Here is a 13,891-nt window from a genome sequence, read left to right on the forward strand (position 1 = left end):
CATTAACAGAGAGTTTTTATATTACAACTGAAATTCGTATATTGAAAAGGCAATCATTCTATTGCTAATATCACATTATTTTTTATTCCTTTGCAAAAAGTTGAATTAACGGAAAAACAGAATATTGAAAATGAGTAAAGTTCTTGTAATAGGCGCCGGAGGCGTTGGAACCGTGGTGGTTCATAAAATGGCAGGTTTGCCCGATGTGTTTTCAGAAATCATGTTGGCCAGCCGTACCAAAAGCAAATGTGATGACATAGCCGCACAAATTGGTGGCAATCGCGTTAAAACAGCTCAGGTAGACGCTGACAATGTGCCGGAACTGATTGATCTCATCAACAGTTTCAAGCCTGATTTGGTAGTCAATGTTGCACTCCCTTATCAGGATCTCACCATTATGGATGCCTGTCTGGAAACCGGTGTTTCGTATTTGGATACTGCCAACTATGAACCAAAAGACGAAGCTAAATTTGAATACAAATGGCAATGGGCATATCAGGACAAATTTAAAAACGCAGGTCTTACAGCCATTCTGGGATGTGGTTTCGACCCCGGTGTAACCAGTGTGTTTACCGCCTATGCGGCAAAACATCACTTTGATGAGATACATTATCTTGACATTGTGGATTGTAATGCCGGTGATCATGGAAAGGCTTTTGCCACCAATTTTAACCCGGAAATTAACATACGGGAGGTGACTCAAAAAGGAAAGTATTGGGAGAACGGACAATGGGTTTACACCGAGCCACATGAGATACACAAACCCCTTAATTATCCTGAGATTGGGCCTAAGGAGTCGTACCTGATCTATCACGAGGAACTGGAATCTTTGGTTAAAAACTTTCCAACCCTGAAACGGGCACGTTTCTGGATGACATTTGGTCAGGAATACCTCACCCACCTTCGCGTCATCCAAAACATAGGAATGGCAGGCATCGAGCCGGTAATGTATAATGGAGTTGAAATTGTTCCCATACAGTTTTTAAAAGCAGTTCTTCCAAATCCCGGAGACTTGGGTGAAAACTACAAAGGCTGGACCTCTATCGGATGCCGCATACGGGGTATTAAAGACGGAAAAGAGAAAACTTACTACGTTTACAACAATTGCAGCCACGAGGTGGCATACAAAGAGACCGGAACACAGGCTGTAAGTTACACAACAGGTGTGCCTTGTATGATTGGCGCTATGATGTACCTTAAGGGAACCTGGAAAAAACCAGGGGTGTACAACGTAGAGGAATTTAACCCCGATCCATTTATGGAACAGCTCAATAATCATGGATTACCATGGGTTGAAAAACATAATGTGGATTTGGAGTTATAGAAAAAAATCTAAGCATATTGAATCTAAGGAGAACTTCGTTGTGAAGTTCTCCTTTTTTAATTCTACTTCGACAGATTGGTCTAATCCAGGATAGAAGATTATATTTTTATAACTACATCAGATTTAAGGGCTAACGCCCCTCTACTTTCAATGTTTGATCCATTTTCTACGAAGATAACAGGGCTACGCCCCTAAAAACAATGAGCATTAAATTACAATGGATGTATTCATGTTACATTATTGCTATAACCATCTCGTTTTGACAAAAGGGCATTGTACCAAATCATAGCAAAATACCATCCCCGGTTAATTAAGGATTTGATGTGTCGTACCAATATGTTCATGAAATATAAGCGAACTGTTTTATCTAGGGGCGTTACCCCCTAACATCTTCGTAGAAAACAAACAACCTATAATAAATTTAGGGGCGATAGCCCTGATGTCTTCGTAGCAACAAGGCATCACCACGAATAACCAAGGGGCGTTAGCCCTGGCATCTTAATTATTTCGCACAACACAATTGATAATCGATGACACATTGAAAAAAAAGTATTAAATTGCATTAATAGAATAAATAAACCAGCCTTATGAAAGACATTACACACATTGGTCGAGTACTATTTGCTCTTCCGTTTATTCTGTTTGGTTTAAACCATATTTTTCAGTACTCTTGGTACAGCGAAAACTTCCAATCGTTTCTTCCAATTATTGGTGCCTACACAGTAATATTCACAGGGATTATAATGATTGCAGCGGGAATCAGCATGATTGTCAGAAAATATGTAAAACTTACCGCTCTAACGCTTGCCGGATTACTATTTCTATTCATAATAACCATCCATGTTCCTCAACTATTGGAGAAAAATGAGAGCATGATTGCCCTCATGAATATGCTTAAAGATGTATCATTGATGGGAGGGGCGCTGATGATAGCAGGGATGAAGTCGAAACTAAACCAACAACGAAAAGAATAGTCGCGTTAAATTTTTATCTTTGCCCAAGGAACCAAACAACGTATCCAAATGGCAATTGATATACAACAAATACCAACTCCGTGCTATGTGTTGGATGAGCAACTGTTCAGAAAAAACCTTGAACTTATTAAATCTGTTAAGGAAAAAGCCGGAGTGGACATCATTCTGGCCTTTAAAGCATTTGCCTTTTGGCCTGCATTTCCAATTGTTCGGGAGTATATCCCCTACTCCACCGCCAGTTCCATACATGAAGCCCGTTTGGCTTATGAGGAGATGGGAAGTCTGGCTCACACCTATTCACCGGCATATACTGAAAAAGAGTTCTCGGAAATTCTGAAGTACAGCAGCCATATTACCTTCAACTCTTTTACGCAGTTCGAAAGGTTTTTACCAATGGTAAAAAACTTCCAGCGCAAAGCATCAATGGGTATCCGCATCAATCCCGAATACAGTGAAGTAGAAACCGATCTGTACAATCCATGCGCTCCGGGTTCCCGTATGGGAGTGATAGCCGGCCAAATGCCCGATGAGTTGCCTGCCGAAATTGAAGGAATCCATTTCCATACACTTTGTGAATCAACCTCCTATAACCTGGAAAAAACCCTTGAAGCCATTGAGCAGAAATTTGGCAAATATCTGCACCAAATCAAATGGTTCAACATGGGAGGAGGTCACCTGATGACTCGCCAAGGATACAACACAGACCATTTGATAGAGACTCTTAAACGTTTTAAAGCCAAATGGAACGTAGAGGTAATAATGGAACCCGGCAGTGCCTTTGCATGGGAAACCGGAGTATTGGTTTCTGAAGTAGTGGACATTGTGGAGAATCATGGCATTAAAACAGCCATTCTCAATGTATCCTTTACCGGACACATGCCCGATTGTCTTGAAATGCCATACAAGCCCAGGATTCGTGGTGCTTACCACGAACCTGTTAAGGGAAAACCCACTTACCGAATGGGTGGAAACAGTTGCCTCTCGGGTGATTTCATTGGCGACTGGTCTTTTGACGCGCCATTAAAGCCGGGAGACAAAATTGTATTTGAAGACATGATACACTACACCATAGTAAAAACAACCATGTTCAACGGAGTACCCCATCCGGCACTAGCGATCTGGAACGATAAAAACGGTCTGAACATCGTCCGAGAATTTGGTTATGATGATTATAAGAAAAGAATGGGGTGATGATTAATTAATCATTTGCAATACCTCTCTGAAACGATGGTGTTCTAAAACTCCATATCCTTTTATAGATGATGCTTTAATTTTTGAAAAAACAGGGGTGTGAATTCCACATAGGAAACGGGTTAAAACAACCGGAGAGAAATCGCGGTCTTTCACTGCCTGATTAAAAGCAGACAGATGAGCCTTCACATCCTCAGGCTTTAATTCCGGCAATTTAATGGTTTTTTGAAGCTTTGCTGCTCCGTTTTTACAAACGGAGCAAGTACCACACTTCTCCCAGCTGGTATCTTCACCAAAATATGTGGATAACGTTTTTGAGAGACAATCAGCACTCCCAAAAAATTCTACCATATCGTTTATTCTCTTTACTTCTGCCTCTTCGCGTATTGCAAACTTTTGGTGGATGGTCGAAGCCAAAACATCGACATCAAAATTGCTCTGAAGAACCTCAAACACTTCTATCATCTGTTTGGCTTCCAAATAAATAAAACCCTGTTCGTTGAAATAGTCGAGAGCTGCTACAATACGTTGTCTGTCGGTAGGAAAGGCAGCCATTATGGCATCAAAATCAATAGTTGTCCAGGTGCGGGCTTTTTGGGAATGTTCAAAAATAGCTTTGATGAAATTGGCACGTTCACCGCTAAACTTTGCAATGATGGCATCATTATCCAACACATTTTTAAAACGATAGGTGCTGAAATAGCTGAACAACGGTTTAATAATTCCTTCCATTTCAAGATAGACCAGCAATGTTTTCAAAGGCAGCATACGGATGTTGGTTTCACCCGATAATTTTAAGGATTGAACCTCCCATCGGTTGTCAGCCTTTTGTATATCCCCCAGAAGTGCTTTGATACCGGATAATTCAGGTGTATCGCCATAAACAAAGTTCTCCAGAACGTTAAGGCCATCCAGATTTCCGAGCAGACTACATTTTGAAACCTGGCCATCGCGACCGGCACGTCCGATTTCCTGGCTGTAACTTTCAATGGATTTGGGCAAATCGTAATGCACCACATGCCGGATATCGGGTTTATCAATGCCCATACCAAAAGCGATGGTTGCAACAATCACAGGAATATGGCCATTCATGAAGCCATTTTGAATGGCTTCCCGGTCAATGTTATTCATCCCGGCATGATATGCCGCCGCTACAATCTCCTTTTCACGAAGATATGCAGCCACCTCTTCGGCCGTTTTCTGCAAAGTGACATAAACAATAACCGAATCGTTTCTCTCATTGAGCAACAGCTTGGCCAAAACATCCTTTTTCTTGCTCTCCTCAGCCGGAATGACTGATAAGTGAAGGTTCTCTCTGTAAAATCCGGTAATAGCCACATCGTCTTTGGCGATGTCAAACTTTTTGCACATATCCTCGATGACTTTGGGCGTAGCCGTTGCAGTTAACAGTAAAACCTGAGAAATATTGAACTGCAATTTGTATTCTGGCAGTTTAAGATAATCGGGGCGGAAATTGTGTCCCCATTCGGAAATACAATGCGCTTCATCCACCACCAACATGGAAACTTTAATTCCGGATAAAAACCGCCTGAAAGATTCATTTTTGAATCTTTCAACAGAAACCATCAGCACCTTGATTTTTCCTGAACGCACCTCATCTCTGATTTGATTCATCTCTTTGTGATTCAGGGTAGAATCAATACGTGCAGCAGGAATTCCGGAGGCCTCCATGGATTCCAGCTGGTCGCTGATGAGCGCCAAAAGTGGAGAAACCACCAAAGTCAAATTTGGCAAATGCAATGCCGCCAATTGATAACAGAGAGATTTTCCTGAACCGGTTGGGAAAATGGCCGCAGATGAACGGCCTGCAAGCAAAGCATTGACCACTTTCTCCTGCCCCGGACGAAAGGCATCAAAACCAAAATAATTTTTGAGGGAAGATTTTACTGAACTCATAAACAAAATATAACGGGCTATTTTCGGGTTGTTTCATAATAATGAAGCACAATATAAACAATCAGACCCTAAAGTACTATAAAAATCAACAAAAACAACATGGGCACTGTTAACGAATTAAAAGCAAAAAAGCGCCTGAGGCGCTTTTTTTTTATTCTCTTAATTTTCCCCAAACAGGTCTTCCATCTGAGGTTAGTCCGGAAAAAGTAATGGTTGTTTTTCGAGGTGATGCTTCCCAATCCCAGGCATCTTTAACAATCAATTCCAAATTACCAATGGTCAACCGCTTTTTCTCCTCATCAAAATTCCAGGTTCCAGACAATGCGCCAGTTACTCTGCCATCGGAATGAAATTCAGCCGTTCTTGAATTTTGAATCTTTTGGTAATCATAGCTTTTTATAATAACATCATATCTGCCTACAAGATCTTCTTTGTTGATATCAGTTTCAGGAACAGCAGCATATCTTTGAGGCATCACGACAGGCCACCCGTCACTGGTCCATTCAATTTCTCTTACGTGTCCCATCATTATCGCGTTTGAAGCATTCACACCGGGTAAATTTTCAGGTAATCTTGCCTGAGAGGCATAAAACCATTGTCCGGTATCCGGATCTCTAAAAACACTGCAATGAGCAAACCCTACCCAACCATGGTGGCCACTAAAAGCATAAGGATGTGTTAACATAGGCCAGCATTCGGCTCCTTCAGTAACATTTCCACCATCGATCCCCAAATAAGGTCCGGTAATACTTTTTGATCTGGCCACTCGCGTATTGTATGCAACTGATAACTCGTCATATGCCAGAAACAAATAGTAATAGCCGGTTTCTTCGTTATAAACGATCTCAGGAGCTTCCAGTGCCTGCCATCGATTTGTCGCCAAATTTCCTCGTCCGGCGATCCTTACACCATAATCTTCAAGAGAATTCCAGCTATCAGGTTTTCCGGTTTCCGGATTCAATTGAACAGCTGCAATACCTGTATGCCATGAACCATAAATCAACCAATGCTCTCCCTCGGGAGTCACAATAAAACTTGGATCAATGGCATTGAACTGAAAATACCCGCTCCAATCATGGGGGCCTGTTCGAGAATAGGTTTCGAGCCCGTCGGGTTCTGAACAGACCACCATACCGCGATCCTCCCAAAGGTTTGAAGCCAGGTCACGGGATACGGCCAATCCAATAAAAGCTCGTTCTGTCCATGAGTAATCAGAATTGTTGCCCACGATGGGATTGATAACCACTATGCTGTAATACATCCTAAACTCATCTCCCACCTTGCTGATGTGAGGAGCCCAAAATCCATATTCCGGATTTTCAATGGCAGGAAGTGGCGGATCCATTCGCGATCTCATATTATTTAACGAATCCTTTACCCATAGAGGAACATGGTCAAAAGCCATTCCATAAAACTCCCAGTTAACCAAATCCCGCGAACGCCGAACAGGAAAATGTCCATGCCCCACATGAACGTTTCCATAAGATGCATCAGTCTGATACATGTAAAAATAGTCTCCATCCTTAACAACCGTTGGATCGTGCACATTGGCCAGATTCCAAGAATTCCTGGACGACCAGGATGAAATCATTGAATAATCATCAGAATACCGGGGACCTCTAAACTCTTGCTGGTTCCCTGTTTCATCGCCATTGGGAATCAAATCGTCATCATCGCTACAACCAATCGTAAAAATTAAACTACTCAAAACCAACAATTTCAAATAAGCTCTCATAAAAATAAAATTTAATGTTGTATATGTTTTGCTTTATTCCGGGACTTTTCAAAATAATCAATTTTATCGTAAAATGAAGTGGAGAAATCGCTATCAGGAGAGGATGTATGAATAATTCGAAAGGATACTCCTTTACTCGAACACTCATCCTGTGATGAATGGGGTGTGATTACAAATGCAAAAGGTTGCCTCGTGAAGGCAACCTTTTGATCATTGGTGATATTAATCTACAAAAATCATCTGTTAATTCGTCCTGCCAACACCCAGGGACTCAACTGGCGAATAGAGTTGACTGCAAATTGTGTACCCGACTGACTCCCCATTGCAGCCACTGCAGCAGAAATCACAGCCGCCACCTCATCATCATCCTCTTCATCAAACTGCTCTTTGGCCGGTTCTGCCTTTTTTGGAGCAGGCTCTAAAGGAGTCTGGTTCAAAGTTCCATCTTTCCTTTTCTTAAAGAAAGCTTTGGCGACCTGTGGCAACAAGGCATAAGAGAGTACATCTTCCTCCTGCTCAATCATGTCCTTAATTTCCTCTCTGATTTTATCCAGTTCAGGTTCAATCAAATCGGCAGGACGGCAGGTAATTGGTTTCTCGTCACCCAATATCTTTTTAGAAATCTCTTCGGAGATGGGTGCAGGAGACTTTCCATACTCCCCTTTTACAACTCCGCGCGATTCTTTAGGAACCATTTTATAACGCTCACCCATCAAAACGTTGAAAACCGATTGGGTACCAACAATCTGACTGGAAGGAGTAACCAATGGAGGGAAACCAAAATCTTCACGCACACGAGGCACTTCTTTAAGTACTTCATCCAGTTTATCAACCGCATTGGATTGCTTCAACTGTGAAACCAGGTTTGACAACATACCTCCTGGAACCTGATAAATCAAAGCATTGGCATCAACACCAAGCATTTTCGGATCCAAAAGACCTGATTCTATCCATTTTTCTCTGAAGGGACGGAAATATTCGGCAATATCACTTAATTTCATTAAGTCAAGACCGGTGTCGTATTCCGTATCCTGTAAAGAAGCAACCAATGGCTCAGTAGCAGGCTGTGAAGTTCCAAGTGCCAAAGGCGAAATGGCAGTATCCACAACATCTACACCGGCTTCGATGGCTTTAAGGTAAGTCATTGAAGCTACACCACTGGTATAATGAGTATGCAATTGCACCGGTATTTTAACCGATTCTTTAATGGCTTTAATTAAATTGTATGCATCGTAAGGCTTTAACAAACCGGCCATATCCTTAATACAGATGGAGTGGGCTCCCATTCCTTCAAGAATTTTGGCATCCTTTGCAAACAGATCCAAACTGTGTACAGGACTGGTTGTATAGCTAATACATGCCTGTGCATGTCCACCCTCTTTGATACATGCTTTGATAGCCGTTTCTATGTTACGAGGATCGTTCATGGCATCAAAAATTCTGATGATATCCATTCCATTGGCAATGGCCTTTTGAACGAAATACTCCACAACATCATCGGCATAGTGCTTATATCCCAATAAGTTCTGTCCCCTAAGCAGCATCTGCAAAGGAGTTTTCTTAGCTTTGGCTTTAATTTTACGTAAACGATCCCATGGATCTTCATCCAGAAAACGCAAACAGGCATCAAAAGTGGCTCCACCCCATGCTTCAAGAGAATGATATCCGATATCATCCAACTGTTCAACAATGGGTAACATCTCCTCTGTTCTCATTCGGGTTGCAATCAACGACTGGTGCGCATCCCGTAAAACAGTTTCTGTAATTCCAACTTTACGCATATATGACAATAAAAAACTATTCAACAACAACTAAAACTTCTCCAACAGCAATGGCATTGCCCTCTACAGCATTCACTTCACGAACAACTCCATCAGCTGGTGACGTCAGGTCATTTTCCATTTTCATCGCTTCAAAAACAAGCAAGACTTGTCCTTTTTTCACCTCATCACCAGGCGCTACCAATACTTTAAAAACGTTTCCGGGCATGGGTGCTGAAACTTTATGACCACCGGAGGCAGCTGCAGCAGCTTTTCCATTTCCGTTTCCATTTCCGGCGGTTACCGGAGTCTTCAATTTTGGTGCTGACTTTAATGTTTGAACGGCTCTTGCTGTAGTAGCTCTCACCTCTTCAACTTCAACTTCGTACTGTTTCTCATTCACGGTAATCAGATACTTTTTCATAGGATTTTTTTATATAAGTTATTAATATTTACTTTATACTATAGGGAATCTGACGATTAAACAATCATAACAACGATACATCTATCGACCCTCTGAGTTAAATATTCTATTAAATTTCAATGATAAAAATATATCAAGCAATTATAAATAAGGCCAATTTAAGGATAATTAACAAGCTACCATCAAGAAGCAAACCAATCTCACCAATTATCTATATTTCTGCAACTTAATCAATCGAATTAAAGAAAAACTTCTTTAATAACTCCTGGATATGTTGCAAAACATAAAATAGTAAGGCAAACCACCTGTAAACAATGAAATTTAGCCCTGTTTTCGGAAGCCAAAATTAACATTTTTAAATTAATTAAAGATTTTTTTCTCTATTTAATTAACGAAAATTTATAACTAATAGTTACAGATAAAATCAGTAGAAAGAGAAAATTTGTTGAATTGATTAAAATAAATAGCTTTGTATCTGTTGAACCAAAGTTAATTACCAAAACCAATGCTAACATCTCTGGCAACAATATTTTTCACCTCACTCATCATCGCATTCTCAGGTGCCATGATGCCTGGTCCTTTGCTCACAGTCACCATCAGCGAAAGCAGCAAGCGTGGAGCTATGGCAGGCCCCCTGCTCATTACCGGACATGCTATTTTAGAGTTGCTATTGATTACCGGGCTTTTACTGGGATTGGCTCCTGTGCTCAAACATGATTTGTTTTTCCTCATAAGTGCTTTACTTGGGGGCTCTATCATGTTTTGGATGGCCTGGGGCATGTTTCGCTCTCTACCTACCCTATCGGTAAACACCCAAGAAGGAACTGAAAGAAAAGGCAATTTACTTATAACAGGTGCTCTCATGAGCCTTGCCAACCCTTACTGGATCATCTGGTGGGCAACCATCGGAATTGGTTACATATTTTATTCACAAACATTTGGGTTACCCGGGATTGTCTTCTTCTTTTTAGGACATATTACAGGTGATTACATCTGGTACACAGCTATTTCAACGGCTGTAAGTAAAGGAAAAAAACTGTTTACCGATCAGGTTTATCGAATTTTGATAGGAATTTGTGGTACTTTTTTGGTAGGATTCGCAGTTTACCTAATCATGACAGCAGCCAATAATAACTTCTAAAGATTGAAATTACAAACGCTGAAATGCTTTTATCAATCCAAAAGCCGCTTCTCTCCTTCCTGCTTTTTAATACCGGAAATTTCCTGCGAGACTTCATAAATGATTCAAAAAACCGGACGAATCTTATCCAATAGCTCAGTCATAATAAGATTGTTCTGCTCGAGCACTCCTAAAAATGAGTCAGATTTAGGCACCACCCTTTCATATTCTCGGATAGGGATATGAAATATATTCAACAATTTATTTGTCAATATTTTAACATCACCCATTGGAAATCCATCCTTAATCACTTCGTCAAAAAGAGTAATGAAATCGGAAGGTATTACAGTTGAAATGAATTCCTTATTAGTCGTAATGAAAGAATTTGCATTACCGGTTTCTAAAAGAAGTTTGGAAACCTCTTTAAGCTTTGCAATTCGAACGGCTTTTGTATTGGTGAATTCAGCCATGGAATTAAAATTAATAGAGTTGTTCATCAGACAACCGTCATATAAATCATGGATATGGATACACATCCAAATTAATCAGTATTTGTATAAAATCAAAATAGTTGATCATACTCTATAAAAATGTAGGGAGGTTATTTTTGAATATTCAAAAATAACCTCCCTACTATTCAAGATACTTGCTACAACTCACTTATGGACATCTATTTACAGCAACTACCACAATTCAAAAAGGGGTCTCCCTTCATCGTCAAATTTCACTGGCAAAACTCTGGTATGACGATTGGGATCATACAAAGGATCACCAACAATCTCTTCATAATCTCTGGCATGATAAACACATAAGGGAGTCGTTCCATCTTCGGCCACTGTAAAAGAGTTGTGGCCAGGCCCGAAAATCTTCTTTTGATAGTCAGTTTTCAGTACCGGATACCTGGATTTCTTCCATGAATTCCTATCTAAAAGATCCGAGCCTTCATCGGCCTCCATTATGCCCATACAATAGCATGCACCGGTGGCACTTGCCGAAAATGTTATAAAAACCTTACCACTATTTTTGATCACTGCCGGACCTTCATTTACCCAGAAACCAATTCTCTCCCAATCATAATCCGGAGTAGTCAGCATAAACTGAGGAGTTTTAAGCTTGATTGGCGATTCCATTTCGGCCAAATATAGATTTGAAGCAGCAAATTGCCCGCCGGTTTTCTCAGCCCAACTGAAATATCTCTTCCCATTATTTTCAAAGACAGTTCCATCCAATGAAAAATCAATAAAAGATTTTTCATCGCCATCAGCTGCCTGCATCTGTCCCAGTTCAATCCATTCGTCGCTTAAAGGATCCTGTCCTTTACATTCAAGAACATAGGGCCTTAACCTCCATATATCGTCCACTTTACTGGCCGCAAAATAGATGTACCACTTCCCATCCAGATAATGGATTTCAGGAGCCCAAACATGCTGGCTCATAATGCCTGTTTCGCGTTTATGCCAAACATCAAATGTTTTCGCATCCTTTAAACCATCAATGGTTTTTGCCTTTCTAAGCTCTATGCGATCATAGGAAGGCACCGAACCGGTAAAATAATAAAATCCATCGGTATGTTTATAGATAAACGGATCGGCTCTTTGTTCAATCAGAGGTTTGTTTGAATTATATTTTTCCATATAACTAAATTTTAAGTTTGGCTTTGATTCCCTCATAATATTTATCGGTGATTTTATAACGAAACATCATCATACCCATAAGTGTATGAAACAAGCCAGGAATTACGGTCAACATCAGTGCAAGCCCGGTAAGAGTTAAACTACTTTGAACATCAGCTTGTGGAATATATTCAAATGTATGGAGCAACAATCCAACTGCAGCTCCGGCTATTCCCATTCCCAACTTCTGAGCAAAAGAGATGCCCCCAAAGGCCAGACCTGAAACTCGCTTCCCGGTTTTTGCGTGGCCATAATCAACTGCTTCAGCAATGGCGGACCAGAAAACAGGAGCATGTAAATCCACGACAAAAGAGAGTATAAAATATAGCGGGAAGGCCAACATCATATTTCCCGGACGCACCAAAACAAACAAAGCTAAACTAATTACTCCGACTGCAAGTTGAGACCATTTAAATAATTTTACCTTACAATAGTATTTGGTAATGTAAGTTGATGCTATCATTGCAAGAATAGCAGCCCCAACTCCAGTAGCCATAAACATAGCCTGTACCTCGGCACTGCCTCCCAAATAGTATTTTGCATAATAAATGGCCACTGAATTACGTATAACATACCCTACAGTTCCAATAAAACAAACACCAAACAGAAGGGTCCATTGTCCATTCTTGATGAGTAACTTAAACTGTTCAAAAAGTGTTTTTTTGTCAACAACATGCTCCACTCTCTCTTTTGTAGTTGCAAAAGAAAATAGAAATAGTAAAGTACCAATAAGTGCCATTAACCCCATCGCCAGTTGATACCCTTTTGATAAATCAGGATCTCCGGCTATTGTGTCGTAAACAAACTTTATAGAGAAACTTTCCATGGTTACAGAAAAAGTGGCCCAATCTATTTTACCCAAATATTTTGAAAGGATGGGGACAATAATGGACACCCCAAAAGCGGCCACTTTTGCAAAGAAAAGCCTGTATCCATTTGCCGACAACCGCTCCTGTGGATCGCTGGTTAAAACCCCTATTAACGATATATAAGGAATAGTAACCGAGGTAAACATGATGGTAACGAAAATATAAGTGAGATAGGCATAAATCATTTTCCCGGCATAGTCAAATTCCGGGGTTGTAAAGGTGAGAAATACCGAAATGCCAAAAGGAATTGATAGGAAAAGAAAATAGTGACGGTAGCGTCCCCATCTGGTTTTGAACTTATCGGTGATGAGTCCCATTAAGGGATCGGTTATTGCATCAATAAGCCTCACCAATAAAAACATGAGCGCCATATCTTTGGGTTTGAGACCAAAAACATCCGTATAAAAAAAGCTGATGATAAGGAACATGGAGGAGATTACCACATTTACAGCGGCATCACCGGAACCATAACCGATTTTTTCCAGAACACTGAGTTTTTGAGATTTCATAGATTTTAAGTGTAATTTAAACTATTAAAGATTCAGATATATATATATATTCAGTCATTATAAAAAAGGTTGGTTTCATAACCCAATAGATACTTAGCTGTGATTACTAATTACTTAACAAATCTCAAGAACGCAATTCAACCGTATCTGCAAACAAATATATAAATATGAAATAAATAATTTAATCTTTTTTGAAAATAAAAGTACATTTTACTCGTGGATGCAAAATTCAGGATCTCTTATTTGCAAAGAAAGCTTGTGAAGGATACAGTATTTTAACCTGTAAAAAAGAACAACTAACTGCGCTTCAATAAAATTTGGTGGTGATTATTTAGAATTTACTCCCGAGTTGGGATAAAACGCATTTGAATTTGAATTTGTATTGGTGTGGATGA

11 protein-coding genes are annotated in these 13,891 nt (G+C 40.2%); 4 read left to right on the plus strand and 7 right to left on the minus strand.

All coding sequences use genetic code 11. From position 1 onward, the window contains the following. The first annotated feature begins 130 nt into the window (after nucleotides 1–130). The 3 genes from B5X70_RS14460 (at nucleotide 131) to nspC (ending at nucleotide 3,489) form a co-directional block, all read left to right on the plus strand. Nucleotides 131–1,324: a saccharopine dehydrogenase family protein gene (locus tag B5X70_RS14460; RefSeq protein ID WP_079558621.1), complete on the plus strand. Its 1,194-nt coding sequence runs from the start codon at nucleotides 131–133 to the stop codon at nucleotides 1,322–1,324. 587 nt (nucleotides 1,325–1,911) lie between these two features. Beyond that, nucleotides 1,912–2,298 (plus strand): DoxX family membrane protein, encoded by a 387-nt coding sequence (locus B5X70_RS14465; RefSeq protein WP_079558622.1) that lies wholly within the window; start codon nucleotides 1,912–1,914, stop codon nucleotides 2,296–2,298. A gap of 48 nt (nucleotides 2,299–2,346) precedes the next feature. Further along, nucleotides 2,347–3,489 carry a carboxynorspermidine decarboxylase gene (nspC, locus tag B5X70_RS14470; RefSeq protein WP_079558623.1) on the plus strand — a complete coding sequence of 381 codons (1,143 nt, stop codon included), beginning with the start codon at nucleotides 2,347–2,349 and terminating at the stop codon, nucleotides 3,487–3,489. Nucleotides 3,490–3,492: 3 nt separating this feature from the next. On the opposite strand, the gene B5X70_RS14475 is transcribed toward nspC, so the two are convergent. From B5X70_RS14475 to B5X70_RS14490, 4 genes are all read right to left on the minus strand, one after another. Next, nucleotides 3,493–5,406 carry a RecQ family ATP-dependent DNA helicase gene (locus tag B5X70_RS14475; RefSeq protein ID WP_079558624.1) on the minus strand — a complete coding sequence of 638 codons (1,914 nt, stop codon included), beginning with the start codon at nucleotides 5,404–5,406 and terminating at the stop codon, nucleotides 3,493–3,495. A 151-nt stretch (nucleotides 5,407–5,557) separates the two neighbouring features. Next, a complete protein-coding gene (locus B5X70_RS14480) occupies nucleotides 5,558–7,141 on the minus strand; it encodes an arabinan endo-1,5-alpha-L-arabinosidase (protein ID WP_079558625.1) in 1,584 nt (527 codons plus the stop codon). Nucleotides 7,142–7,377: 236 nt separating this feature from the next. After that, nucleotides 7,378–8,922, minus strand: coding sequence for an oxaloacetate decarboxylase subunit alpha (locus B5X70_RS14485; RefSeq protein ID WP_079558626.1), 1,545 nt, complete (start codon nucleotides 8,920–8,922; stop codon nucleotides 7,378–7,380). A gap of 16 nt (nucleotides 8,923–8,938) precedes the next feature. Continuing rightward, nucleotides 8,939–9,325 carry a biotin/lipoyl-containing protein gene (locus tag B5X70_RS14490; RefSeq protein ID WP_079558627.1) on the minus strand — a complete coding sequence of 129 codons (387 nt, stop codon included), beginning with the start codon at nucleotides 9,323–9,325 and terminating at the stop codon, nucleotides 8,939–8,941. A gap of 505 nt (nucleotides 9,326–9,830) precedes the next feature. On the opposite strand from B5X70_RS14490, the gene B5X70_RS14495 reads away from it, so the two are divergent. Next, the gene (locus tag B5X70_RS14495) at nucleotides 9,831–10,466 is read left to right on the plus strand and encodes a LysE family transporter (RefSeq protein WP_079558628.1); all 636 of its coding nucleotides are present in this window, start codon (nucleotides 9,831–9,833) and stop codon (nucleotides 10,464–10,466) included. A gap of 104 nt (nucleotides 10,467–10,570) precedes the next feature. Here B5X70_RS14495 and B5X70_RS14500 read toward each other — a convergent pair whose 3' ends face one another. The 3 genes from B5X70_RS14500 to B5X70_RS14510 form a co-directional block, all read right to left on the minus strand. Then, nucleotides 10,571–10,915 (minus strand): hypothetical protein, encoded by a 345-nt coding sequence (locus tag B5X70_RS14500; protein WP_079558629.1) that lies wholly within the window; start codon nucleotides 10,913–10,915, stop codon nucleotides 10,571–10,573. A 213-nt stretch (nucleotides 10,916–11,128) separates the two neighbouring features. Further along, nucleotides 11,129–12,079, minus strand: a complete 951-nt coding sequence (locus B5X70_RS14505) for a glycoside hydrolase family 43 protein (RefSeq protein WP_079558630.1) — start codon at nucleotides 12,077–12,079, stop codon at nucleotides 11,129–11,131. A 4-nt stretch (nucleotides 12,080–12,083) separates the two neighbouring features. Continuing rightward, entirely contained in the window at nucleotides 12,084–13,496 is a 1,413-nt protein-coding gene (locus B5X70_RS14510; RefSeq protein ID WP_079558631.1) for an MFS transporter, read from the minus strand. Nucleotides 13,497–13,891 lie beyond the last annotated feature (395 nt).

The organism is Alkalitalea saponilacus, from assembly GCF_900168165.1.
Lineage (GTDB): Bacteria > Bacteroidota > Bacteroidia > Bacteroidales > Marinilabiliaceae > Natronoflexus > Natronoflexus saponilacus.

Excerpts from the sequence above, each read along its gene's own strand:
- B5X70_RS14495 (WP_079558628.1), top strand. The coding sequence starts at position 9,831 with ATGCTAACATCTCTGGCAACAATATTTTTCACCTCACTCATCATCGCA.
- nspC (WP_079558623.1), top strand. The coding sequence starts at position 2,347 with ATGGCAATTGATATACAACAAATACCAACTCCGTGCTATGTGTTGGAT.
- B5X70_RS14465 (WP_079558622.1), top strand. The coding sequence starts at position 1,912 with ATGAAAGACATTACACACATTGGTCGAGTACTATTTGCTCTTCCGTTT.
- B5X70_RS14490 (WP_079558627.1), bottom strand. The coding sequence starts at position 9,325 with ATGAAAAAGTATCTGATTACCGTGAATGAGAAACAGTACGAAGTTGAA.
- B5X70_RS14505 (WP_079558630.1), bottom strand. The coding sequence starts at position 12,079 with ATGGAAAAATATAATTCAAACAAACCTCTGATTGAACAAAGAGCCGAT.
- B5X70_RS14500 (WP_079558629.1), bottom strand. The coding sequence starts at position 10,915 with ATGGCTGAATTCACCAATACAAAAGCCGTTCGAATTGCAAAGCTTAAA.
- B5X70_RS14460 (WP_079558621.1), top strand. The coding sequence starts at position 131 with ATGAGTAAAGTTCTTGTAATAGGCGCCGGAGGCGTTGGAACCGTGGTG.
- B5X70_RS14510 (WP_079558631.1), bottom strand. The coding sequence starts at position 13,496 with ATGAAATCTCAAAAACTCAGTGTTCTGGAAAAAATCGGTTATGGTTCC.
- B5X70_RS14485 (WP_079558626.1), bottom strand. The coding sequence starts at position 8,922 with ATGCGTAAAGTTGGAATTACAGAAACTGTTTTACGGGATGCGCACCAG.
- B5X70_RS14475 (WP_079558624.1), bottom strand. The coding sequence starts at position 5,406 with ATGAGTTCAGTAAAATCTTCCCTCAAAAATTATTTTGGTTTTGATGCC.
- B5X70_RS14480 (WP_079558625.1), bottom strand. The coding sequence starts at position 7,141 with ATGAGAGCTTATTTGAAATTGTTGGTTTTGAGTAGTTTAATTTTTACG.